22 protein-coding genes, 2 tRNA genes and 2 rRNA genes (1 of these 26 cut by a window edge) are annotated in these 25,074 nt (G+C 64.7%); 9 read left to right on the top strand and 17 right to left on the bottom strand.

The features are described 5' to 3' along the window. Positions 1-32: 32 nt before the first annotated feature. The 4 genes from DFR49_RS14455 to DFR49_RS14440 form a co-directional block, all read right to left on the bottom strand. Positions 33-917, bottom strand: coding sequence for an SH3 domain-containing protein (locus DFR49_RS14455; protein ID WP_119036307.1), 885 nt, complete (start codon positions 915-917; stop codon positions 33-35). Positions 918-1,042: 125 nt separating this feature from the next. After that, complete coding sequence (locus tag DFR49_RS14450; protein ID WP_119036306.1) at positions 1,043-6,232, bottom strand: hypothetical protein; 5,190 nt, start codon at positions 6,230-6,232, stop codon at positions 1,043-1,045. 29 nt (positions 6,233-6,261) lie between these two features. After that, positions 6,262-7,545 (bottom strand): tetratricopeptide repeat protein, encoded by a 1,284-nt coding sequence (locus DFR49_RS14445; protein WP_119036305.1) that lies wholly within the window; start codon positions 7,543-7,545, stop codon positions 6,262-6,264. A gap of 275 nt (positions 7,546-7,820) precedes the next feature. Continuing rightward, on the bottom strand, positions 7,821-8,714 hold the full coding sequence (locus DFR49_RS14440) for a LysR family transcriptional regulator (protein ID WP_119036304.1): 894 nt from the start codon (positions 8,712-8,714) through the stop codon (positions 7,821-7,823). A gap of 139 nt (positions 8,715-8,853) precedes the next feature. On the opposite strand from DFR49_RS14440, the gene DFR49_RS14435 reads away from it, so the two are divergent. The 3 genes from DFR49_RS14435 to DFR49_RS14425 are packed head-to-tail and all read left to right on the top strand — an operon-like array spanning position 8,854 to position 11,402. Then, on the top strand, positions 8,854-9,324 hold the full coding sequence (locus DFR49_RS14435) for a (R)-mandelonitrile lyase (protein WP_119036303.1): 471 nt from the start codon (positions 8,854-8,856) through the stop codon (positions 9,322-9,324). A 44-nt stretch (positions 9,325-9,368) separates the two neighbouring features. After that, complete coding sequence (locus DFR49_RS14430; RefSeq protein WP_119036302.1) at positions 9,369-10,352, top strand: aldo/keto reductase; 984 nt, start codon at positions 9,369-9,371, stop codon at positions 10,350-10,352. Between the two features lie 15 nt (positions 10,353-10,367). Further along, the gene (locus DFR49_RS14425) at positions 10,368-11,402 is read left to right on the top strand and encodes a zinc-dependent alcohol dehydrogenase family protein (protein ID WP_119036301.1); all 1,035 of its coding nucleotides are present in this window, start codon (positions 10,368-10,370) and stop codon (positions 11,400-11,402) included. A gap of 417 nt (positions 11,403-11,819) precedes the next feature. On the opposite strand, the gene DFR49_RS21750 is transcribed toward DFR49_RS14425, so the two are convergent. From DFR49_RS21750 to DFR49_RS22465, 3 genes are read right to left on the bottom strand one after another with little or no spacing between them, the layout of a single operon-like run. Further along, a complete protein-coding gene (locus tag DFR49_RS21750; RefSeq protein WP_147373703.1) occupies positions 11,820-12,296 on the bottom strand; it encodes a hypothetical protein in 477 nt (158 codons plus the stop codon). After that, positions 12,293-12,814 (bottom strand): molybdopterin-binding protein, encoded by a 522-nt coding sequence (locus DFR49_RS14420; RefSeq protein ID WP_342768475.1) that lies wholly within the window; start codon positions 12,812-12,814, stop codon positions 12,293-12,295. Before DFR49_RS14420 ends, DFR49_RS21750 begins: the two co-directional genes overlap by 4 nt. Further along, positions 12,705-13,052, bottom strand: coding sequence for a molybdopterin-dependent oxidoreductase (locus DFR49_RS22465; protein ID WP_342768474.1), 348 nt, complete (start codon positions 13,050-13,052; stop codon positions 12,705-12,707). The genes DFR49_RS14420 and DFR49_RS22465 overlap by 110 nt, the downstream gene beginning before the upstream one ends. 126 nt (positions 13,053-13,178) lie before the next feature. Here DFR49_RS22465 and DFR49_RS14415 point away from each other — a divergent pair, with 126 nt between their 5' ends. Further along, entirely contained in the window at positions 13,179-13,454 is a 276-nt protein-coding gene (locus tag DFR49_RS14415; protein ID WP_119036454.1) for a type II toxin-antitoxin system Phd/YefM family antitoxin, read from the top strand. Further along, entirely contained in the window at positions 13,454-13,789 is a 336-nt protein-coding gene (locus tag DFR49_RS14410; RefSeq protein ID WP_119036300.1) for a type II toxin-antitoxin system RelE/ParE family toxin, read from the top strand. The genes DFR49_RS14415 and DFR49_RS14410 overlap by 1 nt, the downstream gene beginning before the upstream one ends. Here the strand turns inward: DFR49_RS14410 and DFR49_RS14405 are convergent. Both DFR49_RS14405 and DFR49_RS14400 read right to left on the bottom strand, forming a co-directional pair. After that, positions 13,779-14,255, bottom strand: a complete 477-nt coding sequence (locus DFR49_RS14405; protein ID WP_119036299.1) for a LysR substrate-binding domain-containing protein — start codon at positions 14,253-14,255, stop codon at positions 13,779-13,781. The two genes, DFR49_RS14410 and DFR49_RS14405, sit on opposite strands and share 11 nt — an antisense overlap. Further along, on the bottom strand, positions 14,252-14,731 hold the full coding sequence (locus DFR49_RS14400; RefSeq protein ID WP_119036298.1) for a LysR family transcriptional regulator: 480 nt from the start codon (positions 14,729-14,731) through the stop codon (positions 14,252-14,254). Before DFR49_RS14400 ends, DFR49_RS14405 begins: the two co-directional genes overlap by 4 nt. On the opposite strand from DFR49_RS14400, the gene DFR49_RS22560 reads away from it, so the two are divergent. Next, positions 14,663-15,046 carry an autoinducer binding domain-containing protein gene (locus DFR49_RS22560; protein ID WP_119036453.1) on the top strand — a complete coding sequence of 128 codons (384 nt, stop codon included), beginning with the start codon at positions 14,663-14,665 and terminating at the stop codon, positions 15,044-15,046. The two genes, DFR49_RS14400 and DFR49_RS22560, sit on opposite strands and share 69 nt — an antisense overlap. Before the next feature lie 371 nt (positions 15,047-15,417). Here the strand turns inward: DFR49_RS22560 and DFR49_RS14390 are convergent. Next, a tRNA-Ser gene (locus tag DFR49_RS14390) sits at positions 15,418-15,510 on the bottom strand. A 161-nt stretch (positions 15,511-15,671) separates the two neighbouring features. Here DFR49_RS14390 and DFR49_RS14385 point away from each other — a divergent pair. After that, complete coding sequence (locus DFR49_RS14385; RefSeq protein ID WP_119036297.1) at positions 15,672-16,511, top strand: DUF1134 domain-containing protein; 840 nt, start codon at positions 15,672-15,674, stop codon at positions 16,509-16,511. A gap of 120 nt (positions 16,512-16,631) precedes the next feature. Here DFR49_RS14385 and pyrC read toward each other — a convergent pair whose 3' ends face one another. Continuing rightward, the gene (pyrC, locus tag DFR49_RS14380; RefSeq protein ID WP_119036296.1) at positions 16,632-17,669 is read right to left on the bottom strand and encodes a dihydroorotase; all 1,038 of its coding nucleotides are present in this window, start codon (positions 17,667-17,669) and stop codon (positions 16,632-16,634) included. An 80-nt stretch (positions 17,670-17,749) separates the two neighbouring features. On the opposite strand from pyrC, the gene ygfZ reads away from it, so the two are divergent. After that, positions 17,750-18,472: a CAF17-like 4Fe-4S cluster assembly/insertion protein YgfZ gene (gene ygfZ, locus DFR49_RS14375; protein ID WP_245968522.1), complete on the top strand. Its 723-nt coding sequence runs from the start codon at positions 17,750-17,752 to the stop codon at positions 18,470-18,472. Between the two features lie 34 nt (positions 18,473-18,506). Here the strand turns inward: ygfZ and DFR49_RS14370 are convergent, their stop codons facing one another. Then, positions 18,507-19,184 carry a YiaD family glycine zipper/OmpA-like lipoprotein gene (locus tag DFR49_RS14370; RefSeq protein ID WP_119036294.1) on the bottom strand — a complete coding sequence of 226 codons (678 nt, stop codon included), beginning with the start codon at positions 19,182-19,184 and terminating at the stop codon, positions 18,507-18,509. A gap of 161 nt (positions 19,185-19,345) precedes the next feature. On the opposite strand from DFR49_RS14370, the gene DFR49_RS14365 reads away from it, so the two are divergent. Further along, on the top strand, positions 19,346-20,656 hold the full coding sequence (locus DFR49_RS14365; RefSeq protein WP_119036293.1) for a hemolysin family protein: 1,311 nt from the start codon (positions 19,346-19,348) through the stop codon (positions 20,654-20,656). 33 nt (positions 20,657-20,689) lie between these two features. On the opposite strand, the gene DFR49_RS14360 is transcribed toward DFR49_RS14365, so the two are convergent. The 5 genes from DFR49_RS14360 to DFR49_RS14340 form a co-directional block, all read right to left on the bottom strand. Further along, a complete protein-coding gene (locus tag DFR49_RS14360; protein WP_119036292.1) occupies positions 20,690-21,163 on the bottom strand; it encodes a DUF2269 family protein in 474 nt (157 codons plus the stop codon). Continuing rightward, a complete protein-coding gene (locus tag DFR49_RS14355; protein WP_281271775.1) occupies positions 21,163-22,434 on the bottom strand; it encodes an SDR family oxidoreductase in 1,272 nt (423 codons plus the stop codon). Before DFR49_RS14355 ends, DFR49_RS14360 begins: the two co-directional genes overlap by 1 nt. Positions 22,435-22,576: 142 nt before the next feature. Next, a tRNA-Met gene (locus DFR49_RS14350) sits at positions 22,577-22,653 on the bottom strand. Positions 22,654-22,769: 116 nt separating this feature from the next. Further along, positions 22,770-22,884 (bottom strand): 5S ribosomal RNA (rrf, locus tag DFR49_RS14345). A gap of 147 nt (positions 22,885-23,031) precedes the next feature. Beyond that, positions 23,032-25,074 (bottom strand): 23S ribosomal RNA (locus DFR49_RS14340) (it continues 750 nt past the right edge of the window).

The raw sequence follows: 25,074 nt of genomic DNA, 5'->3' as shown, positions 1-25,074 counted from the left end.
ACATAGCCACCGGGCCGGGGCAAGCCGGACGCTCAGCCAAGATCCTCGACCGATACCCAGCCCTGCGTGCCGTAACTGTCCTTCACCTCGATGAAGAGGCCCTCACGCTTGCCCGTCGGGGTCAGGTCGGTTCCGGCACGCAACGCGCGGACCGCAGCACCGTCGGCGGCGGGCGTCGCGCGCATCACCGTGTCGATCGCGACGCTCGCCGCGGGAGCGGCAGGCGCGGCCGCGGCGACGACCGCCGGTTGCGCCTTGGGCAGCGAGGCAAGAGTCGCGCCCTGGGCGGACACTGCGTTGAAGGCCTTGATGAACGCTTCGACGAGCATCTTGCCGTCCTTGCTGGCGCCATAGCCGGCGGCATTGGCGCCGGCGGTCCAGGCGTTGGCGCCGCCGAAGCTGAGCGTGCTCTTGCGTACCTCGCCCGTGCCGGTGACGATCGCCTGGCCGGTGGCGGGGCTGAGCAGCTTGATCCCCGCGGCGACGCGTTTCTTCTTGCCGCCGAGGCCGCCGAAGGCGCTGAACAGCGCCCCGCCGACCGGAACCTTGGAGATGATGCTGGTCGCAGCGCCCGAGCGCACGAGCCCTTCGACCGCTGCCGATTTCGCCATTTCGACCGACTTGTCGACCTCTTCGGAATCGCCGGCAACGACGTTCATCAGGAAATCGGCGGCGGTGCCCGCTGCCGCGCTATGCGGGGTGAAGCACCCCGATTCGACCGCAAGCGCGTTGATCAATTCGCGCGGCGAGCCGAGACCATACTCGGACCAGCCCTGCGTCTCGCCCTCGACCACAGCGATGGTGCCATAGCTTTCGGCGCATTTGGTGAGCGCAGGTGCTCCCTGCTCCGCCGCGAAGGCGGCGGGCGCCGCACCGGCGAGCAGCGCCGTGGCGACGGCGATAATCGACTTCTTCATGAAACCCCTCCCTTCTTTCGGAAACCGCGAAGAGAATGGACCGCGCAACGCGCGCGGCCCACACACCATGTCCGTCATTCCCATGACAATCGCTGTTAGAAATGCCCCGCCGCGGCTTCTCCGGCCTATTTGACACCGAAGGAGACGAGGCCGCCCAGCAACGCCTCGGCCTGCGCGCGCAGCGTGGCGGCATCCGCCCCGGCGATCGGCGCCACGCCGGGCGCGGACAGCGCGGCGAGGACCGCTGGCGGTGCCGCCGCCCCGCTCGTGGCGGCCCAGCGATCCCAGTCGCCGGCAGCCGCCGCCGCAACCGATGCGCCGGCCAAGAAACCGGTCGGCGCATCGGATTGTGCCCGGAAAGCTGCCGTACCTTGAACTTTGCTGTAGGATGACGATGCGACGGCGATGCTGTAGCTGATCCCCGCGTGTGAAGCGCCCTCGCCCGCAAGGAAACCTTGCAGGAAGGTTCCTCGGCTCACGCTGTTGCCGTCGGATGTGAAAGTGTCGAGATTCGCCGAAAAGCGCTGCGCACCCAATCCGTCATTCTGGATCGCCATCGACGGCGCCGCGACACCGCCCGCGCTGGAAAAGCTGTAGGTTTCGCCGTTGAATGCCACATCGGCAGCGATTCCGGCCATCTGCGTTGCGAAATCGACCGCGAAATTGCCGGAGAAGCTGCCGCTCCCCCCCGGCGCATTGCCCTGGGTCGGGCTGGTGAAACCGACGAGATCGTAATTGATCAGGCCGCTGGCCGGCGCGTTCGCAACCGGGGTTCCCCAGATCGAATGCCAGGACACGCCGGCAAGGGGCTGCGCGGAAAAGGACTGGCCGTTCGAATTGCGATAGCCGACCGATACATTGCCAAAGCGCGACCAGCCGATCACACCGGCGTCGCCGCCCTTTTCGACCGTGGTGTCGACATTGGCGGCATAGCTGACGCTGTCGCGCGAGCTGGTCGCCTCGACAAGCTGGCCATCGGTAACGGTCATCGCCGCCGCGGTCGCGCCGCCGCTTCCGCCCGGGCTGGTATAGAGGAAATAGTGGCCCGCCGCGCCCGGCGCCGCGATACCGTCGTTCTGGATCGGCTCGGGATCGGGCGCGGGCAGCGTGCCGTCGCCGAAGATCGCGGACCCGATCGCCGTCTTGCCGGCGCCTAGGTCGTTATTCGCGTTGTAGACCAGACCCAGTTGCCCGCCGCCGCCGGCGAAGGCGCCCATGGCTTCGAGATTGCAGTTCACGGTCTGACAATCGGTGCCAGCGACGCCCGGCACGACGAAGCTGAAGCGACCCCCGTTGAATTGCCGGAGCGACGCTTCGCTCAGCGTCGGGTCGGCCACGCCGCCCATGGTCATATAGTGATAGCTCTGCCCCGGCATGGCGACGGTGGCGTCGAACGCGACCTTGGGCGCGGCGCCGAGAACGATCGCCATATCGGCCGTGAAGCCGCCGGGCGCCAGCGAGCCGTCGACGATCGTCGGCCGCGTGGCGGCGAGCAGATCATAGCGGATCATCCCCTGCGTCGGCAGCGCGAAATCCGTCGAGACCGGCCGCGCGAGCATATAATGCAGCCCCTGATCGGCGGTCAGCGTGAAGGGGTTGGCGCCGGTGTTGACCCCATCGGTCCACCGCCCGATCAGCGTATCAGCGTTGCCCGACGCTTCGACGACATGGGTCGTCCCGGTGGTGCGGGTGACGTTTCCGGACCGCGTGAAGCTGGTCACACCGCCATCGCCATCGAGGCTGTAGGCAGTGACCGTCAGCCCCGTCTCGCTGCCCGCCAGCATCTGTCCATCGCCGAGGGTCAGCGTGGTGATGAAGCCGCCGTTGGCCTCGGCCGGATCGAAGCCGCCCTGATAGGCGAGCGCGACCGGTGCAGGCGGTTGAACGAGGCCGGGATCAGGGTCCGGACTGTCGCCGCCGGTGCCAGCCGGTGCAAAGGCGACCGTGCCCTGGATACGCTCGGCGCGCTGGAAATTGGGGTTGTCGACCGTCTGATAGGTCATGCCGATCCGCTGCTCCGAACCGCCGAAGCCGCCGTAGAAGAGGATCAGGCAATTGTCGCTGCCGCACGCATCACCGCTGCCGGTCATCGTCCCATTCATGTTGAAGACCGGATTGATACCGCCGGTGCTCACGAGCGCCCCCGTGCTGCGTCCGGCCGACGCGAAGTCGTAACGGACGTCGCCGCCATCCTCGGGCATGACGATCGCGCCGTCGAAGCCGTAGCTGAGGTTCGACGGGCCGAAGCCGATGGTCAGATTGGCGTCGAAGCTGCCCGGCGCGGCGTGGCCCGAGGCAAAGACAGGCTTGGTCGCGGCGAGCACTTCATACTCGATCGTGCCCGTCGTCGGCAGCGGCCCGGCGAGCGGGGCGGTGACGACCCAGGGAATGCCGCCGTTGGGGCCGATGGCGACGTTGCCGCCGCGGAAGCGCGCAGTGCCGTTGGTATAGCGGCCGACGACCACCGACGCATCGCCGCCGACATCGGCGACTTCCGCGTTGTCGTTGCCGAGGTCTCCAGCGTCGATCAGCGCGCCATTGGCATCGAGTTCGGGTGATCCCGATGCCGGATAGGAGACGCCGGCATGGGCTGCATAGGCGCGTGCGCCGGTCACACCGCTCGGGAAACCGCCGGGATAATCGGGGTTGGTGCCGGGATCGATGCCGTTACCGGGCAGCCCCGCGAACTGGTCGGGGTCCGCACCGGTTCCGATATAGGCAAGATAGTCGGTCAGGAATTGCAGCGTCGCGCCCGAAAGCTGATCCTCGAGCACCCCCGCCCGGTCGAGCGCGGCCAGATAGGATTCGACCTGTTCGGGGGTCAGCGCGGTATATCCGGACGGCGTGCCGCCGCCGAGCAGATAAGCATAATAAGCCTGCACCGCTTGCAGCCAGTTCGCATAGACCGGCAGGCCCGCATAGTCCGCAGGATCGCCGCCGCCCGCAAGGAAGGCATAATAGGCGTCGAAGAAGGCGTTGAGATCGCTGTGCGCCGCGAAACCGCCTGCCGCATTCAGCGCCGCCAGATAGGCCGCTACCTGTTCCTGCGTCAGCTTCGCGTAGCCGGCCGGCAAGCCACCGCTCGCCAGATAGGCATAATAGGCGTTCAGCGCCGCGACATAGGCGTCATAGGCGGGAAGATCGGCATAGCGGGCTGGATCGCCGCCGCTCGCCAGATAGGCGTAATAGGGCGCGAAGAAGCCGTCGAGATCGGCAAAGGCGACCAATCCACCCGCGGCATTGAGCGCGGCGAGATAGGCGCGGATCTGCGCCTGGGTCAGCACGCCATAAGCCGCCGGCAGGCCGCCGTTCGCGAGGTAGGCATAATAGGCGTTCAAGGCCGAAACATAATCGGCATAGACCGGAAGACCGCCGAAGCCGTTCGGCGCGCCCCCGCCGGCAAGATAGGCGAAATAGGCGTTGAGCAGCGTGGCATTGTCACCGAGCAGACCGGCGAGCTGGCCCGAGGCCGCGACCGCGTCGAGATAGGTCTTGAGCGTCGCCAGGCTCTGCGCGTCATAGTCCGCCGGCAACCCGCCGCCGGCGAGAAAGGCGGCATAGGCGTTGAGCGCGGCGGCAAAAGCAGGATAGTCGGGCGGCACCGGCAGCCCGGCATATTGATCGGGATTGCCGCCGCCCGCGACGAAGGCGAAATAGCGGGAATAGAAATCGGCGAGATCGTCGAGAAAAAGCCCGCTCGCCCCCGCGGCGTCGAGCGCGGCGAGATAGGCGTGGACCTGCGCCGACGTCAGCGCGGCATAGGCCGACGGGACGCCGCCCTTTTCGAGATAGGCGTAATAAGCTGACAAAGCCTGCGCATAGCCGGCAAAGACATTGGCGGGCAGGCCCGCGAAGGCATCAGGAGCCCCGCCGCCGCGCAACCAATCGAGATAGGCGGAGAAGAACGCCGCCCGGTCGCCGGCCACGGTGGCGAGCAATCCGGATCGCGACAGCGTTTCGAGATAGGTCTTGAGCGTCGCCGCATCGAGCGCGGTATAACCGCTCGGCAACCGCCCCGCCGCGAGCCAGGCATAATAGCCGTCGAGCGCCGCGCGATACTGGCCGGCAAACGCCAGCCCGCCGTTCGCCAGATAGGCATCGAGCAACGCGCGATCGCTCGCGCCGAGCTGCCGGGACAGCCCGCTGTCGGACAGGAAGGCGATATAGCGGGCGATCGTGTCGGTGCTCGCCTGGGTGAAATCGGCCGGATCGCCGCCCGCCCGCACGAAGGCGAAATAGGCTTTGGTCAGATCGGCGAAGCGCGCGGTGAACAGGTCGCGGTCACCGCCGCCGCGCAGAAAGGCCAGATAGGCATCGGCAAGCGAGCGGTCGCTCGCGCCGAGCTGGGCCAGTCGGCCGCTGCGGTCGCTATAGGCCAGAAAAGCCTCAATGTCGGCGAGGCTCGCCGCACCGAAGCTCGACGGCGCCGCCCCCGAACGCAGGAGGTCGAGATAGTCGCCGAGAAAGCCCGCATAGGCCGTGAGAAAATCGGCGCGCGCGCCGCCTCCGGCCAGCCACGACAAATAGCTGCGGACGATGTCGGCCTGCGCTGCCGGAAAGGGAGAGCCGCCATAGGCATGGGCGATATCGCCGGCCTTCGCCACGAGCAGCGCGAGGTCGCCGCTCGGAAAGGTTGCGATCGCCGGATTGGCGGCCGCCGCATCCACACGCCGCGCCGCCGCCAATATGTCGCTCGACGCGCCGGCCGCCGCCAGCGCATCGCCCAGCGTCACGGGCACGCCATTCCGCGCGGCCGCGGCGGGGCCGCCCTCCGCCACGGATGCGACCTGCGCATCGGCACCAGGCGTCGCCTGCGCGCCGTTCGCGACAGTCCGCTCGGGCCGTTTGCCCGGCGCGAAGGCGAACATCTCGCCGGCCCCGAAACGCCGCATGTCGCCCGCGCGGCCGATGCTCACCTGGCCGGTCATTACATGGCCACGTCCGGTGCCATTGGCGGCAACACTGAAATTCGCAGCCGAACCGCGCCCGGCAACCCGGCCTTCGACACCGTCCGGCATACGGACGATCGTCTCCCCGGCGCCGCCCGCGACGGTCAGGTTCCCCGCATAGAGATCGACCGAGCCATCGGCGTTGATCCGATAGTCGGCGACGTTGAGCACCGACACGATCGCGCCGCTGTCGAGCCGGATCTGCTTGAGCCCGTCGACCTGATGGACGCGCTCGCCGAGGGCAAGCGCGGTGTCGCCCTTCGACGAGAAGAGGACGTCGGCGGCAAGCGCCGGCGTCGCGAGCGACAGGGCGGAAACGGTCGCCATCAGCATGGCACCGAAGCGAAGGTTGGGATTGGCGTTCATGGCGTGGTCTCTCCCCCAGGATCAGCGGATCAGAATTCGAGACGAAGGCCGGCCGAGACGGTCCAGCGTTCGTAATCGTAAAGGGCGATGTTGCTCCAGTTGCGCGTCCAGGTGGCGCGCGGCTGGAAGAATATCCTGTCGGTCAGCGCGACCTTCACGCCCGCCGTCAGGTCGATGCGCTCGTCGTTGCGCTTGGTCAGGAACAGCACATCCGCCTGATCGTAGCGGCGCAGGTCGACCGCCGCGCCGGCGACGAGCGCCAGTTTCGCGGCCACCGGAAATTCGCCGCCGACGCTGGCGCCCGCGAACCAGTTGGATTCGGCATCGCCCGCGCGGTGGCGCGTTTCTTCCTTGCCGCCGGTCAGATTGGCCGCGACGGTGCGCGTGAGATAGCCGACGCCCACCGCATAGCGGTCGGCATCGCGCAGGGGCGCGCCGTCATAGTCGAGCCGGTTCCATTGCGCCGACAGCGTCAGCGCGCGGCCGCCATCCAGCGTCTTCGTATATTGGCCGATGACGCCGTAGGAGGTGCGATAGCCGTCATGGCCGAGCCAGAATTTCTGCACTTGCCCCGACAAGGACACCACATCGCGGTTGGCGAAGCTGTGCGCATAGCCGGCGGTGCCGGTCATCGCCGCCTGGTCGAAGGTGCGGCTGTCGAAATTGTCGCGCCAATTGCCGAGCGCGCTCGCGAACAGCCGGTCCTGCCGCCCGATCGCGGTGACGGCGGATACCCCGCCCTGAATCTCGTAATATTCGTCGTCCCGCGCGACCGCACCGGGGCCGAGCGTGCCGGGGCCGAGAAAGCTGAACAGGGGAATGACGATGCTGGTGAGGTCGGTCGCGGCGTTGATATTGCTGTCGTGCCCGGCGCGCGCATCGAGGAAGCCCGAGACGTCGGAGCCGCCGCCGCCGATCTGCTTGTCGAATTGGCGCACGAAGCCGGTGAATCGCTGCCGCACCGGATCGGGCAGGCTGGGATCGTCGACGACGGTGGCGAATTCCTGCCGCGCCGTATCGATGTCACCGGCGAGCGCATAGGCGCGGGCCAGTTCAGCGCGAGCGGGGGCATTGTCGGGCTGGACCGCCAGAACGCGCTGGAACGCGATGACCGCCTCGCCATAATGGCCCGCGTCGAGCGCCGCGACCCCAAGCCGATAGTCGAAATCGGGGTCGCCGGCGCGCTGACCGACCTGTTCGGCAAGCGCGTCATAGCTCGCAGGCGCCGGCGCCTCCTGCGCATCGGCCGCATGCAACGGCATCATTGCCCCCAGCAAAAGCGCCGCCAAGCTGGTCGAGAATCGCTTCGTCATGGCCCCCATCCATCGATCGTTTCCGCGGGAACCGACCTATGGGGTCACACGCCACCTTGTCCGCTGACGAAGCCCGTAGGAATGATGACAATTGCTGACAGGATCGGCGGTGCCGGGCAGTGGTAACGTGCGGGCGACATCCTGGGCGGTTATAACTAGGCGGAAACAATCAGCAGCACCCGGTCGTAAATCCCGGCACGTCGATCGATGAACGAAAGGCGGGTTTCAGGGAGCGAATCTGGGCCGCAGAATGTCTGGAAAGTCGGTGGAATCGGCTAAGCCCTGTATCGCAACAGATTGAGCAGCAGCGCGAAGGCCGGCGACTGATGGCGGCGGCTGGGATAATAGAGATGATAGCCGGCGAAGGGCGGACACCAATCCTGCAGGATGTGGACGAGCGCGCCCGAGTTGATGTGTGGCTGGACATAATCGCCGGGAAGATAGGCAATGCCTGTTCCGTTCAGCGCTGCGCGCAAAGCTAGGCTGATTTCATTGACGATCATCTGCCCCTGCACGCGCACATTCAGCTCCCGTCCCTCCCGCTCGAACTCCCAGGCGTAAAGGCCGCCATAGGTGGGGAACCGCAGATTGACGCAGTTATGCTGGGCGAGATCGTGCGGCGTTGCTGGCATGTCGCGGGCAGCGAAATAGGCCGGGGAGGCGACGGCCGCCATGGACACGTCCGGGCCGATCGGAATGGCGATCATATCCTGCTCGACCGTCTCGCCCAGCCTCACGCCGGCGTCGAAACGCTCTGCGACGATGTCGACAAAACCGGCATGAACGTTGAGCTCGACCTGGATGTCCGGGTAATCGGGCAGCAGCCGAGCCAGTGCGGGCCACAGGATCGTCTCGGCAGCATGAATGCCGGTCGTGACCCGAATGGTCCCTGCGGGCTTGTCGCGCAGTGCGGTGATCGCAGCCAACTCCGCCTCGATCCCCTCGAAATGCGGGGCAAGCGAAACCAATAGGCGCTCGCCGGCCTCCGTCGGCGCAACGCTTCTGGTCGTGCGGGTCAGCAGTCTCAAATCAAGCCGCGTTTCAAGCCCTCGAATGGCGTGGCTCAATGCGGATGTGGAAACGCCCAATTGTGCCGCCGCCCGGGTGAAACTGCGCGCCCGCGCAACCGCGAGAAACGCCTGAAGGTCGGCCATAGTTTCGCGCGCCATTGTTGAATCCTGCTCAAAAGCTCGTGCGGATATGGAGGACTAATCAAAAAGTGGCGGGTTGACTATCTCAGCGGAAAACCGGGCGCTGGAGCGATGGTCGGCGCCACTCTCAAAGGATTGGGTCATGCACAGGGTTGCCATGCTGCCGCTCGCCGCGACGTTGCTGGCGATCACGCAGACAGCTCACGGACAAAGGAACGGCGATATGCAGATTAATCGCAAGGCGGATCAAGTGACCGTGGAAGGCTCTGCCGACTATTTCACCGGCAAGGCGACGATCAGCGGCCAGTTTCAGCGCGAGGCGCCCTCGCGCGTCAGCGGCGCCATCGTCCATTTCGAGCCCGGCGCGCGCACGGCCTGGCATGTGCATCCGCTCGGCCAGACGTTGATCGTCACCGAAGGCGTGGGCTGGACGGCGGTCGAAGATGGCCCGGTCCTGCGATTCGAAGCCGGCGACATCATGCTGTGCCCGGCCGACAAGAGGCATTGGCACGGCGCGACGCCGCATCAGGGCATGACCCATATCGCCATTCAGGAAGCGCTGGATGGCCGCAACGTCACCTGGCTCGAGCATGTCAGCGACGAAGACTATCTCAAGGGCCCGGCGTGACCACGTCGCCGATCCACCCATTCAGCAAGATCAGAGGACAGACTATGGAACAGCGTGAACTCGGCCGCAGCGGCCTTCATGTCTCCGCCATCGGCTATGGCTGCATGGGCCTCAGCTTCGGCTATGGTCCGCCCGTCGCGCGGGAGGATGGCATCCGCATCATCCGCGCCGCTCACGATCTCGGCGTCACTTTCTTCGACACGGCCGAATGCTATGGCCCGTTCGAGAATGAGCCCTTGGTGGGCGAGGCGCTGGAGCCAGTGCGCGACAGCGTCGTGATCGCGACCAAATTCGGCTTTCAGGATGGCAACTCCGCCAAGCCGCAGGACTCGCGTCCAGAGCGGATCAGGCAAGTCTGCGAGGACTCGCTCCGGCGCCTGCGCACCGACCGGATCGACCTTTTCTACCAGCATCGCGTCGATCCCGATGTGCCGATGGAAGATGTCGCCGGGACGGTCCGGGATCTCATCTTAGAAGGCAAGGTTCTGCACTTCGGTCTGTCGGAGGCCGGCGCCGATGCCATCCGCCGCGCCCATGCGGTCCAGCCCGTAGCAGCGCTGCAGAGCGAATATTCCCTCTGGTGGCGCGATCCTGAGCAGGACATCCTGCCGACCCTGGAGGAACTCGGCATCGGCTTCGTGCCGTTCAGCCCACTCGGCAAGGGCTTCCTCACCAGCGCGATCGACGCCAGCACGGATTTCGCGCCCAATGATTTCCGCAACTCCGTCCCGCGCTTCTCGGAAGAGAATAGACGCGCCAATCTTCGCCTGATCGACGAGATTGGTCGCATTGCCGAGGCGAAACAAGTCACGCGCGCCCAGATCGCGCTGGCCTGGCTGCTGGCGCGCGAGCCCTGGATCGTCCCGATCCCCGGCACGACGAAGCGACACCGTCTGGAGGGAAATTTGGGCGCGGCGCAGGTTCATCTCGACGCCGCCGACCTCGCGACCATCGCCGCTGCGCTGAACGAGATCGAGATTGTCGGAGCCCGCTACAATGCGCGGGCGCAGGCTCGCATCAATCGTTGAACAGGGAGGATCATCATGCGCGCAACCGTTATGCACGCGGCCGGCGACGTCCGGATCGAAACCGTCGCGGATGCGACCATAAGCAAGCCCACCGATGCCCTGATCCGCATCACGCGCGCCTGCATCTGCGGCAGCGATCTTTGGCCCTATAATGGCGGCCCGAATACCGCCGGTCAGCAAATGGGGCATGAGGCAATCGGCGTGGTCGAGGCGGTCGGCCGTGACGTCCAGCGGATCAAGCCGGGCCAGGTCGTGATCATGCCCTTCGCCTTTTCGGACGGCTCCTGCATCTTCTGTGAGGAGGGCCTGCATACGGCCTGCCTGCATGGCGGCTTCTTCGGGGTCGGCGGCGAGGCGGGCGGTGCCCAGTCCGAAGCGCTGCGGATTCCGAACGCGGATGGCACGTTGTACCCACTGCCGGTCGGCAAGGATGACGCGCTCATGCCCTCGCTGCTCACCCTGTCGGACGTCATGGGCACCGGACATCATGCGGCGGTCACCGCGCGCGTGGCGGCGGGGCATAGCGTCGCTGTCGTCGGCGATGGCGCGGTCGGCTTGTGCGGCGTGATCGCGGCGAAGCGCCTGGGCGCCGAGCAGATCATCCTGCTGGGCCGGCATCAGCCCCGCATCGATCTCGCCAAGGCGTTCGGCGCGACCGACGTGGTCAGCGAGCGTGGCGAAGAGGCCATCGAACGGGTCCGCGCGCTCACTGGAGGGGTGGGCGTCAGGTCCGTGCTGGAATGCGTCGGCACACCGCAGTCCATGGAAACCTCCATGGGTATCGTGCGGGCAGGTGGCGCGGTCGGGCGCGTCGGCGTTCCGCACTATGGTGCTATCCCGGGCGCCCAGCCGATGTTCTATCGCAACGTCATCGTCGCGGGCGGTCCGGCCCCTGTCCGTGCCTATGTCGATGAACTGCTGCCGGAGATCATGGAAGGCCGCATCGAGCCGGGCCGGGTGTTCGATCGCACGGTCGATCTCGACAGCGTGCCGGACGGCTACAGGGCCATGAACGATCGCACCGCGCTCAAAGTGTTGGTCCGTCCTTAATCCCACCACTTTCAATCCGAGGGAGCGGTAGTTGAACCAACGACCGCTTTGAGGAAGCTCCGTGGGGTGGCCGAATGTCCGAGATGTTGGCGGACCCCGCCCAACAGTCTCAATCAACCCGAACGACCGCTAGTCGCCCGTGAAAAGCCCTGCAGCGCGCAGAGTTGCGTGTGTTTCGGCGTGCAAGTGGAGCCTACCTGACTCGGTGATCGGTGCCTAGCTCAATCGGCGGTTCACCCGTGACGCACGAAGATTGCCTTGCCTTTGGGGCTGGCGAGGGAGTGCACGAACGTGGGCAACGTGCGGGTTCGCCGCGCCGCGCTCGGTGAACGCCACGCCGGCATCACGATAGACGATCGGGTCGCTACCCAACGGAACGACGCCGGTATTGGCATTCGCCCAGAGCGGAAACGTCAGCTATGCGTGGATGCTGGGGGCAGCCTTCCACGCTAACGCAAGCTGGTATCGAAAACGGAGTTTCCCAAGCGGGCGGCTTGCTCTGCATGTAGATATGAAACGATCGACGGCACGTCCTTGTCCGCAATAGGCGCATGATAGACGTCGCGCATTTTCAGTACGATCTCCTTCCACTTTTTGGGCGAAAGAGCGGGTTGGGTTAGTGCCATGCTCGGGGGAATGGCAGGACGTGCAATTGGCGTTCACGACCTCGACAAGCGGCCCGTCGGGGTATGTTGCCTCCTCGATCGGCATGTCGATCGTATCGAATGTGAGCGTAAAATCGTTGACGCTCACGCTGCTCGCGACCGGCCCAATTGCTGTGGGCGGCGCGGCGGGCTTGCGCGCGCCGGGCGGGCCGATCGCGATCAAGGCGAGAACCGTTATGCCGATCAACCAGCCGGCGAGGGCACCTGCGGAGGGAGCCTTGGCGTTCATGCCTCCGTCGCCTCGATCATGGTGGTTTCGACATTCGCGCGCATGAAGCCGTTGGGATTTCGACTCTGGACCAAAGGCTGCGTGATGCCCGCGCTATTCGTGCAGCGCACCATCAATGCGATCTTGCCCGGTTTCGCGAGCGCCACCCGCGCATCCCAACGGCGGAAGCTGTATCGTCCATGATCGGGTCCTAAGGTGGCGGGGCGCCACGAACGGCCTCCGTCACTGGACACGTCGACGCGGGCGACGCCACAATCGCCGCCCATCGCGATACCGCCGATCGGAATCCAGGGCTCGAACGCAATCTTCTGGCCTTCGTCCAGGCTCGTCACCCAACTGCGCGGCACCATCTTGTTGATGGGTTCGGTCGCTAAACCCTTTGCACCGGGCTTGACGTTGGCACCTGGCTCAACGGGAATCCTGTAGTCTTTCGCCATCCAGTAATGATCGTCGGGCGCGGTCAAAACCTCGATGTCGTTGAGCATCTTGACCCAATAGGTCGAATACCGACCTGGCACGATCAGACGCAGAGGGAAGCCGTTGAGCAGCGGAAGCTGCGTCCCCGTTCATGCCAAACGCCAGCATCACCTCGCCGTCGCGGGCATGGTCGATCGCAAGCGATTTCTCGAAATCCGGCGCGCCTGCGACAAGCGGCTGATCCAACGCGCCGAAGCGCACCACGACAGCATCGGGCCGCACGCCGGCAAGATCGAGAATGTGACGCAGGCTCACGCCCAGCCAGCGCGCGTTGCCCATCGCGCCATGCGCCCATTGGGCGCCCTGGCGGGATGGACGATTTGCAGACGCCAACCCGAGCCGATGAATCCTTGCCTCACCGACCGAGGAGACTATATTCGGTCTGAATTTGGATAGGTGAGGCCCATGCGATATTCTGCCCAAATCAAGCCGATCAGCTATTTGAAAGCACATGCCGCAGAGGTGCTTGGCGAGCTGAGGGAGAAGCGCGAACCGATGGTGATCACGCAAAATGGCGAAGCGAAGGCGGTGATCCAGGACGTGGCGACCTTCGAGCAAACGCAGGAGACGCTTGCCCTCCTCAAACTGCTTGCGCTCGCCAGTCAGGACATCGCCGCCGGCAAAACCAGGCGGGCTCGCGCAATCGTCGACGAACTGCGATCGAAAGCCGCCGCCCGCTGATGGCGGATCAGCGGTTCGAGGTGCGCTTGACCGAGGGCGCGGAAGGCGATCTGAAAGCGATTCACACTTGGCTGGCCGAGCATCGCTCGGAGGAAGACGCCGACACGCTTCTCGAATCGTTTCTTGAGAAAGTTGCGACGCTCGAGCGTTTTCCGTCGCGGGGCGGGATTCCCAAGGAGCTGGGCGCGCTGGGCATTCGTGAATTTCGTCAGATTTTGATGTCGCCATATCGACTGATCTATCGGGTCATCGGCGACACGGTGTTCATTCTCGTAATCGCCGACGGCCGCCGGGATATGCAGGCGCTCCTCGAACACCGGTTGCTCAACCGGTAGCGCGGCGACTGACGCTGCTCGCCGCCGCCCGAAGATGGCGCAGCAGGCGATGCCTTATCGGATTTGCGTCATCACGCAGCCAGCGCGCGTGGATACCGATTTGAGCATCACCCCCCTCGATCGGCTGGAAATTGACGCCGGCGCGCGGACTTGCCGCGGACGCGGGTATGATCCCTGTTCCCAGTCCCGCCGCAACCAGGTCGAGGATAGTCGTCGGTGATATCTCGTGTTGAGGATCATCGTCCCCGACGCCGGCACCGGCGTCATCCCGCGCACAATCATGATCGCCGTCGTCCGTGCAGTACAGCTTACTCAGCCTCACCGCGCAGAGGGCCGGCGGACCGACGCCGCCCCGACAGGCCAACCGGCTCTTTCCGGGAAGAGCGGCGACGCGTTGTTCGTTCCAGAGAAACTCGCTTTCATGCTCCGTACCTTTCGCCACGTCGACCAATGGCGATACCGTCATATCGAGCCGATACCGATCAAGTGCGCGTCAGGTGCGTCTTCCACGAGCCTCAGCCGCACCAGCGGTGCCTCGGTGGCAAAAGTCGCCATGCCAGTGCGAAAGCGTCCACCGAATAATCCAGGGCAGAATCCGACCGAGAGGGTTCCACCGCCGCTCTGCGCCGTGCTCGTCGCGTCGGCCATCTGCCGATCAACAGCATAGAGAATCAGGCGGACACCCGGCAAAACCGCCTTGCCGATCGGTGTGAGTGCAAGCGGTGCGCCTCTCCACCGCGCGAAGAGATCGCCGCCGTAGATGTCTTCGAGTCGCCTGATTGTCTGGCTGACCGCGGGCTGGCTGCATCCCAGCCGCCGCGCCGCGCCGGTGAAGCTCCGCTGCTCGACAACCTGCAGAAACACCGCGAGTTGATGAAGTTCGGGGCGCGCGCAATGGCCCGGGACGCCGGAATCGGCGATGGCTATACTGTCCCCTACCATGTGCCAGGCGAGCGAAGCGGATCCTGCTCTTTCGCGGTTGATCTCGGTGAGCGTTTCCCGCGATCAGATTCCGCTCGCAGAGGCACTTGGCTCTTTTGCATTCGAGGCCGCCAGGAACCTCGTTGCCGCGTCGCCCTCGCATCGGCGTCGCGCCGTGCGTCTGGCCGAGCGGGAGCGCGAAATCGTGGTGTGTCTGGGGTAGGGCCAGCAGGAGAAGGAGATCGCGCGTCATCTGGAAATCAGCCCCGCGACGGTCAAACGCGCACCTCAAGAATGCCCGCATTCGCAGCGGAATCAGCAAGAGTTCGCCGTTGATCGTCCGGGGGCTGTTCACCGGATCGATTACCTATGGCGAGATTTTGGGGGAGCGCGCCTTCTTTCGGCGCTGAAGTTGGTCAAAATTGCGGTGCGACAGAAGCGCGGAAAGCGCCCAACCCGGCTTTCAGCTCGGGGAGGCCGGTGGCCGAATCTATCACCTGTAACGCCTTTCCGGGACGATCCTATCCTGTGTTTACGGGATAGGCTCGCATCGCCCTTTCCGCGCAAATCCTGCTTCGTCATCAACGAATGTCGAGGGGCGAACCAACACGGTCCTCGGCGGTTGTGATTTTTTCTCGAACGCCTTGGGAAACCGCGTCTTTTCGTCCCCGTGAGGGTTCGTGGTGGTTCGCTGCGTTTCGGGGTTCTGGCGGAGACGGAGGGATTCGAACCCTCGGTAGGAGTAATCCCCCTACGGCGGTTTAGCAAACCGCTGGTTTCAGCCACTCACCCACGTCTCCGGATGTGCCGAACGCGGGGCTATAGCCGCGCGCGCGGAGGTGATCAATGGCGCATCGCGCCGCCGCCGAACGCGAAATCGACTCGGATCGTCGCGGTGTTCATTGCACGCTCATCATCGCGATGGTTAACCTCACCCCCAATTCGATGCCCGGGGGATGACATGACGATGCGTGGACGGTTCTGGATGTCGTGGCTGGCCGCCGCGACGATCGCGATGGGAGTCGTCCCCGCGGCGGCGCAGGTTCGCACGATCGATCCCAATGCCGCGATCGACAGCGATCTCGGCTCGCCCCCCGCCCCGACCACGACGCAGGACGCGCCGACCGCGACGCTTTCCAACACGCAGAGCTATCCTGATCCCGATGCCTATCCCCAGGTCGATCAGGGTTCCCAGGCGACCCCCAACAGCACCGGCTATCCCGATCCCGACGCCTATCCGCAGCAGGCCACGCCGGCCGCCGCGCCCGATCAGCAGACCGGCAATGCCGCCGCGGCGACCGCGACCACGCAGGCGGACCAGACCTACAAGCGCGACGATTTGATCGGCGCCGCCGAGGGCGTGTTCGGCAAGGGCGCCGAGGGGCTGGCGGGCATCATCGAGGACATCCTCAAGGATCAGGGCGAGCCCAACGCCTATATCGCCGGGCGGGAGGCATCGGGCGCGTTCGTCGTCGGGCTGCGCTACGGATCGGGAATGCTCAGCCACAAGATCGAAGGCCAGATGCCAGTCTATTGGACCGGCCCGTCGATCGGCTTCGATGTCGGCGGCGACGCGAACAAGGTGTTCGTGCTGGTCTACAACCTCTACGACAGCGAAGATCTGTTCAAGCGCTTCCCGGCCGGCGAGGGCCACCTCTATTTCGTCGGCGGCTTTTCCGCCTCATACCTTCGTTCGGGCAACGTCGTGCTGATCCCGGTGCGGCTCGGCGTGGGCGTGCGCGCGGGCGTCAACGTCGGCTACATGAAGTTCTCGCACAAGCAGAAGTGGCTGCCTTTCTGATAAAAGGCGGCCCCGACCCGCTCTCCCACCTCCCATTCAGTATACTGCCGTGGGCGGTGGGGGAGCGGGCCAGGGCCGATATCCACGTTAAGTGGATCAAACTATAGCCCGCGCGACGGCTCAACCGACGAGCCGCCACTCCAATTGTTCGCCGGCATGGAACGGGATCAGGCTGGTGTTGCCGCTGCCGAGTCGTTCGGGGACGACCGTCGGCGCGCGTTCGAGCGTGATCGTGCCCTGGTTGACGGGTAACCCGTAAAAGGCCGGGCCGCTGAGCGACGCGAACGCCTCCAAGCGATCGAGCGCACCTTCCTCGTCGAACACCGCCGCATAGCTTTCGAGCGCGTAGGGCGCGTTGAAGATCCCCGCGCAGCCGCACGCCGATTGCTTGGCCTCGATCGTGTGCGGCGCGCTATCAGTGCCGAGGAAGAATTTGGGCGAGCCCGACACCGCCGCCGCGCGCACCGCCAGCCGATGGCGCTCGCGCTTGGCGACCGGCAGGCAATAAGCGTGCGGACGCAGGCCGCCGGCGAACAGCGCGTTGCGGTTGATATGGAGGTGCTGCGGGGTGATCGTCGCCGCGACATGCGGGCCGGCGGCGGTGACGAACGCGGCGGCCTCGGCGGTGGTGATGTGTTCGAGCACGATCCTGAGTTCAGGAAAGTCGCGTACCAGGCCGGTCAGCGTACGATCGATGAACACCGCCTCGCGATCGAAGATGTCGACCGTGACATCGGTGACTTCGCCGTGGATCAGGAGCGGCATGCCCGCGCGCTGCATCGCCTCGAGCACGGGGCGGATAGCGCGGAGATCGGTGACGCCGTGCGCCGAATTGGTCGTGGCGTTGGCAGGGTAGAGTTTGCACGCGGCGAACACGCCCGCCTCGAACCCGCGCACGATCTCCTGCGGATCGGCGTCGTCGGTGAGGTAGCAGGTCATCAGCGGGGTGAAGCCGTGGCCTTCGGGCAGCGCGGCGAGGATGCGATCACGATAGGTCTCGGCTGCGGCGACGGTGGTGATCGGGGGACTGAGATTGGGCATCACGATCGCGCGCGCGAACTGGCGAGCGGTGTAACCCGCCACCGCGGCGAGCATCGGGCCGTCGCGCAGATGGACGTGCCAATCGTCGGGGCGGCGAAGGGTGAGGCGCTGGGTCATCCCGCCCCCTCTATCCGCGCCGCGCGCCGGGTGCCAGCCCACCCCTTGGGTTCGGGGCGATGCGCGCCTACTTGAGGGGCATGGCTACCTGTCTCACCGATCGCGCGCTGATCCGGCTTGCCGGCGAGGATGTGCGCGGATTCCTCCAGGGCCTCGTCACCAACGACGTTGCCACGCTCAAGGCTGAAGCACCGCGATGGGCGGCGTTGCTGACCCCACAGGGCAAGGCGCTGTTCGACTTCCTGATCTGGGCCGACGGCGACGCGGTGCTGCTCGATTGCGAGGCCGCCGAGGCGGAGGCGCTGGCGAAGCGGCTGGCGCTCTATCGGCTGCGGCGGCCGATCACGATCGAGCCCACAGGCGGCGCGGTGCATTGGGCCGCCGAGGGGACCGAGGGCGTTCCCGATCCGCGGCTTGCACAACTCGGCCGGCGCTGGCTCGGCGCACCGGGGGCGGTGGCAGCGGGCTGGACCGAGCATCGGTTGCGGCTGGGGGTGACCGAAGGCGTCGCCGAGCTGGGATCGGGCGAAACGCTGTGGCTCGAGTGTAACGCGGCCGAACTGGGCGGCGTCAGCTTCACCAAGGGCTGCTATGTCGGGCAGGAGAATACCGCGCGGATGCATTATCGCAGCACGGTCAACCGGCGGCTGGTGGTGGCGCCGCTGGGCGAGGCCGGCAAGCGGACGCGCGCGACCTATCCCGAATTCGGGTTGATGGTCGAGCATCGCCGCGTCGAGGATCTGGGCGACGCATTGCGCCCCGCCTGGCTCGAACTGGCACTGGCGGAGCCCGCGGCGGAATAGGCCGGCCGGCGCGGCACCGCCGGCCGGGCACATCCTATTGCAGATCGTTCTGCGTGATCGGCACGATCTTGATCTCGACGCGGCGATTCGCGGCGCGGCCATCCTCGGTATCGTTCGACGCGATCGGCTGGCTTTCGCCGAAACCGCGCGTGCCGATCCGCGCCGCCTGCACGCCGCGCGATTCGAGATAGCTGGCGACCGACGCGGCGCGACGTTCGGACAGGCCCTGGTTATACGTATCGCTGCCGGTCGAATCGGTGTGGCCGTACACGTCGATATAGGTCTGGTTGTACTGCGACAGCACGTCGGCGACCTGATCGAGCGTCGGGCGGAACTGCGGCTGCACGTTGGCGCTATCGTACCCGAAAGTGATGCCCGAGGGCATGTTGAGCAGCAGATCGTCACCCTGACGGATGACCTGCACATCGGTGCCCGCGGTCTTGGCGCGCAGATCGCGCTCCTGCTTGTCCATATACGCGCCGACGCCGGCCCCCGCGAGGCCGCCGATCCCCGCACCGATGATCTTTTCGGTGCGATCGTGGCGTCCACCGACGAGATCGCCGAGCAGATAGCCGCCCAGCGCGCCGCCGATGCCGCCCAGCGCGGCCTTGGAAATCCGCTTCTGGCCCGTCACCGGATCGGTGGTGCAGGCCGAGGTGGCCATCAGCGCGCCCGCCGCAGCCACCATCATCAATTTGCTCGAAATCCGCATGTCCCTGTATCCTTCAAAACGCTTCGCGCCGCTCGCCCCTGCGCTTGCGGCCACGGGTTCAACTCTACCCCACCGGCGATTGTTCCGCTTGCGATTTGAACGGATGATGATCGGGCGGTTGTGTACGCGACAGAAACACGCCAAGGATGCCGTTGCGCGCCATGCCTCCCCTTCCTCCCTTTCCCTGGATCGACGTCGCGATCATCATGGCGCTGGTCGTGCTGAACGGCGTATTCGCGATGGCGGAGCTTGCGATCGTCTCGTCACGCAAGGCGCGGCTCGAGGCGATGGCGCGGGCGGGCAAGCCGGGCGCCCGGGCGGCGCTGGCGCTGGCGGGCGATCCGGGCCGGTTCCTGTCGACGACCCAGGTAGGGATCACGCTGATCGGCATCATCGCGGGCGCCTATTCGGGCGCGAGCCTGGGCGCGCCGGTCGCGGCGCGGCTGATGCGGCTGGGTATCGCCGCCGATACTGCGAACACGTTGGGCTTCGCGGCGGTGATCGGGCTCACCACCTACGCCTCGCTGGTGATCGGCGAGCTGGTGCCCAAGCAGATCGCGCTGCGATCGCCCGAGCCGATCGCGGCGATGATAGCGCTGCCGATGCGCTGGCTCGCGCGGATCGCGGCGCCGCTCGTCTGGTTGCTCGATTCGACCAGCGGGCTATTGTTCCGGCTGCTGGGCATGTCGCGCGATGCGACCGCGCAGGTGACCGCCGAGGAGTTGCACCTGATCGTCGCCGAGGCGTCGCGATCGGGGGTGCTCGAGGAGTATGAACGCTCGATCATCTCGGGCGTCGTGCGGCTCGCCGACCGGCCGGTGCGCGAGGTGATGACACCGCGCACCGAAGTCGACTGGCTCGACGTCGACCTCGATGCCGGCGCGGTCAAGACCGCGCTGCTTGGCAGCGGGCACACGCGGCTGCCGGTCGCGGAAGGATCGATCGATGCGGTGATCGGCGTCGTCGCGGCGCGCGACATCGTCGCCGCGCTGCTCGACGGCGCCGCGATCGACCTGCGCGCGATGATGCGCGCCGCCCCCGTCATCCCCGACCAGCTCGATGCGATGGATGCGCTGGGCGCGTTGCGCCAGGCCGAGGTGCCGATGGCGCTGGTCCACGACGAATACGGCCATTTCGAAGGCGTGGTGACGCCCGCCGACCTGCTGATCGCGATCGCGGGCGAATTCGTCTCGGACGCCGACCCCGAGGACGCGCCCTCGCTGGTCGAACGCGACGACGGGTCGCTGCTCGTCTCGGGCAACATGGCCGCCGACACGCTTGCCGATCGGCTCGATATCATGCTGCCCGAAGATCGCGATTACGCCACCGTCGCGGGGTTCGCGCTCGCGGTATTTCGGCACTTGCCGGCCGAAGGCGAGAGCTTCGTCGAACAGGGCTGGCGCTTCGAGATCGTCGACCTCGACGGCCGCCGGATCGACAAGCTGCTGGTGGAGCGGGCGCGTAAGGGGTGAGACGAGAGCCCGGTCTCGACGCAAGACGCCAATTCACCAGAGCGCCGGTTTGCTCACCATCAGCCAGAACACACAAGCGAGCCCAAGAAATGCGGGCCAACCCAATACAAACCACAAGCGCATGGTGCGATCGTACTCGGGCCCCAGCGCCGCCTCATCGCGCAGCGCGCGTTCGGCGAGACGCCGCACCTTGATCTGCAACCAGACCACGGGTGCCCAGCAGATGAAGGCGAGTGCGTAGAGACCATAGCTCACGATGAGCCATGAATCGGTCAGTGAATAACCCGCGAGATGGACGAGCCACAGCCCGCTCGCCGGCTGAACGACACCGCTGGTGCCGGTGAAGAACCAGTCCGCGCGGACGACCATGCGTGCGACACTCACGATCGTCGCCGGGTCGCGCGTGAGATGCGCGTTCCATAGGTACCAGGCCGTGCCGGCGCCGAAACCGAACAGAATTGTGCTGCTGACGATGTGGAGCGTTTTGACGAGCAGGAACAAATCCATCAGCGCCGATCCCCGATCGCACCATGAGTCGCGATCAGCAGCAGGATAGGCAGGTTCTTGAACAAGGGCCCCAACGGATCGAGCCATACCAGCGGCGTCGCCAGGCTGATCGTGAACGTATATGCCACCACCAGCGCAATTTGGATCATTGTGCTCCAGCGCGCTCGCCGATCGAGCACCACAAGCGCAGCGACCGCAATATCGGCCAGGCTGCTGCCGACCCGCAACGGCAAGGCGGCGCCTTGCGGCATCCCGAGCCCCGCCACGACACGCTGTGTCTCCTCTTGGGCGTGAAACAAGCCGAGCCATGCCGACACAAGCCACAGCAAAACCAGCATCGCCTTGATGGCAGGGGCGAGAAAAAACAGTCGCGCATGCCAGCGATCCTGGACCTGCGCTGGGCGAGCCAGCAAGGCATCGTCGAGCGAGCGCGGGCGACGGCCGATCGCCTTTGCATAGGCAGCACTATCCCCGGCATTGCCCGCCACAAGCTGCACCAGACTGTTGGTCGCAATCGGGCCATCCCCCGCCACATCGCCGAGGCGCCCCAATCCCCGCATCAACGGCATCGGAATGGCCAGAAACCGCGTTCGGCCAAACCCCAGCCACGCACGATAACGGCCGAGCAAATCGCGGAGGCTGTACGTATTCGGGCCAACCGGCTCCAGCGTTCGATCGTAAAAGACGGGGTTGCCGCAAACGCGCACCACCCCTTGCGCCAAATCCCGAACATGGATGGGCGTGAATGCAAAACGCCCGTCGCCGGGAAGCGGCGTAACGAACGGCAGGCCGGCCATCCCCCGGATCAGGGACGTGCCGCCGTAGCTGCCGTCGCCGTAAACCAACGAAGGACGCAGGATCGTCCACGCCAGACCGGAGGCACGCAGCGCTTCCTCACCGGCACATTTGGACCGGGCATAATCGGTATAGACGTCATCGCGGGCGCTGATCGCGGAGATCAATATGATCTGCCTGACACCGGCCCTAATCGCCCCATCGTACAGCGCCGTAGGCATGGCGACGTGGATCGCCTCCATCTGCCTTCCGCGCAGAACACCGGCGGCGTTAACAACGCAATCCACGCCCTGAAGAAGAGCGCGCCAATCCTGCGCGTCCGTCGCGTCGGCAAGGTCGACCTGCTCAAACCTGATTTGTGGGAACGCGGCGGGCAGATCTGCCATCGTGCGGACGACGCCCACGACATCATGCCCTGCCGCCAGCAGCGCGACCATGACATGGCGCCCGATGAAACCGCCGGCCCCCAGCACCATGACCCGCATCAGCGATCCTCCTCGTCGGATCGATTAGCGCCAACTGCGTGAAAGGTCGCCAGAAAAGGACGGGAGCGTCGACGCGCCATGCGCGCTCCAAAACAAAAAAAGCCGCCAACCCGTTGGGTTAGCGGCGAATATTTGGTTGCGGGGACAGGATTTGAACCTGTGACCTTCAGGTTATGAGCCTGACGAGCTACCGGACTGCTCCACCCCGCGACACTCGTTTTGCCTCCAAGCAGCCGTTCGGCCTTGCGGCGCCCAAGGCTCCGAGGGCAAATCCATGACGTGTAAATGGGTTCTTCAATTTCCGTTTTCGCTGCACCGGCTGCAATGCCTGGCGACGACCTACTCTTCCATCGCTTAAGCGATAGTACCATCGGCGCAGTCAGGTTTCACGGCCGAGTTCGGGATGGGATCGGGTGGGACACTGACGCTATAGCCACCAGGCAATGAAGCCGGTGCGGGTATCCCGGCGAAGCGTTACTTCGCGAGGGAGCCCTAAAGCAAAAACGGTTCTAAAATCGATGCACCTGGCTGATGGGCAACATCCATCGACCACCCTGAAATCCAGGGCTGTCATTGATGGTGGGACTCATCAAGCGCGAATAGGACAATTAGTATCGGTTAGCTTCACGCGTTACCGCGCTTCCACATCCGATCTATCAAGGTCGTGGTCTCCGACCGTCCTAAGAAATCTTATCTCGAGGGAGGCTTCCCGCTTAGATGCTTTCAGCGGTTATCCCGTCCATACATAGCTACCCAGCTGCGCCGTTGGCACGACGACTGGTACACCAGAGGTATGTTCAACCCGGTCCTCTCGTACTAGGGTCAACTCCTCTCAAATTTCGACGCCCACGGCAGATAGGGACCAAACTGTCTCGCGACGTTCTGAACCCAGCTCACGTACCACTTTAATTGGCGAACAGCCAAACCCTTGGGACCTGCTCCAGCCCCAGGATGTGATGAGCCGACATCGAGGTGCCAAACAACCCCGTCGATATGAGCTCTTGGGGGTTATCAGCCTGTTATCCCCGGCGTACCTTTTATCCGTTGAGCGATGGCCCTTCCACGAGGGACCACCGGATCACTATGACCGACTTTCGTCTCTGCTCGACTTGTCAGTCTCGCAGTCAGGCGGGCTTATGCCATTGCACTCTAACAGTCGGTTTCCAACCGACCTGAGCCCACCATCGCGCGCCTCCGTTACTCTTTAGGAGGCGACCGCCCCAGTCAAACTACCCGCCACAGAGGGTCCCTGCACCGGCTAACGGTGCGAGGTTAGACATCAGAAAACAACAGGGTGGTATTTCACCTATGGCTCCACTCAGGCTGGCGCCCAAGTTTCAAAGCCTCCCACCTATGCTACACAGTTCTTTCCTAATGCCACTCTGAAGCTGCAGTAAAGGTGCACGGGGTCTTTCCGTCTAACCGCGGGTACTCCGCATCTTCACGGAGAATTCAATTTCGCTGAGCATATCCTGGAGACAGTGGGGAAGTCGTTACGCCATTCGTGCAGGTCGGAACTTACCCGACAAGGAATTTCGCTACCTTAGGACCGTTATAGTTACGGCCGCCGTTTACCTGGGCTTCAATTCAGAGCTTGCACTCCTCCTCTTAACCTTCAGGCACCGGGCAGGCGTCAGGCCCTATACGTCGTCTTGAAGCCGACTTAGCAGAGCCCTGTGTTTTTGCTAAACAGTCGCTACCCCCTGGCCTGTGCCCCCCGCCACTGGTTGCCCAATGACGGGGCCTCCTTCTTCCGAAGGTACGGAGGCAATTTGCCGAGTTCCTTCAGGATACTTCTCTCAAGCGCCTTGGTATACTCTACCTGACCACCTGTGTCGGTTTCGGGTACGGTCTATACGGTGGGGCTATTTCCTGGGACTTCTTCGCAGCCAAACCAATCCGATAAGGAATGACCACTTACGAAATCCGTCACACACCACCAGGTCACGGAATATTAACCGTGTTCCCATCGACTACCCCCTTCGGGCTCGTCTTAGGGGCCGACTCACCCTGCGCGGATTAGCCTTGCGCAGGAACCCTTGGTCTTTCGGCGACAGGGCATCTCACCCTGTTTATCGCTACTCATGTCAGCATTCGCACTTCCGATACCTCCACGACCCATTACCAGATCGCTTCGCAGGCTTACGGAACGCTCCGCTACCGCGTGTAGTAAACTACACACCCTAAGCTTCGGTGCATCACTTTAGCCCCGTTACATCTTCGCCGCAGGAACCCTTATTTAGACCAGTGAGCTGTTACGCTTTCTTTAAAGGATGGCTGCTTCTAAGCCAACCTCCTGGTTGTTTTGGGATTCCCACATGCTTTCCCACTTAGTGATGACTTGGGGACCTTAGCTGTAGGTTAGGGCTGTTTCCCTTTTGACGACGGACCTTAGCACCCGCCGTCTGTCTCCCGAGCTGTACTCGTAGGTATTCGGAGTTTGGTTAGGTTTGGTAGGTCTCGCGACCCCCTAGCCCATCCAGTGCTCTACCCCCTACGGAAATCACTCGAGGCACTACCTCAATAGTTTTCGCGGAGAACCAGCTATTTCCCGGCTTGATTGGCCTTTCACCCCTAAACACAACTCATCCGATAACTTTTCAACGTTAATCGGTTCGGTCCTCCAGTGAG

This window comes from Hephaestia caeni (genome assembly GCF_003550065.1).
GTDB classification, from domain to species: domain Bacteria; phylum Pseudomonadota; class Alphaproteobacteria; order Sphingomonadales; family Sphingomonadaceae; genus Sphingomonas; species Sphingomonas caeni_A.
The sequence above is the reverse complement of the archived record's forward strand: the minus strand, read 5'-3'. Positions and strand labels throughout refer to the sequence as shown.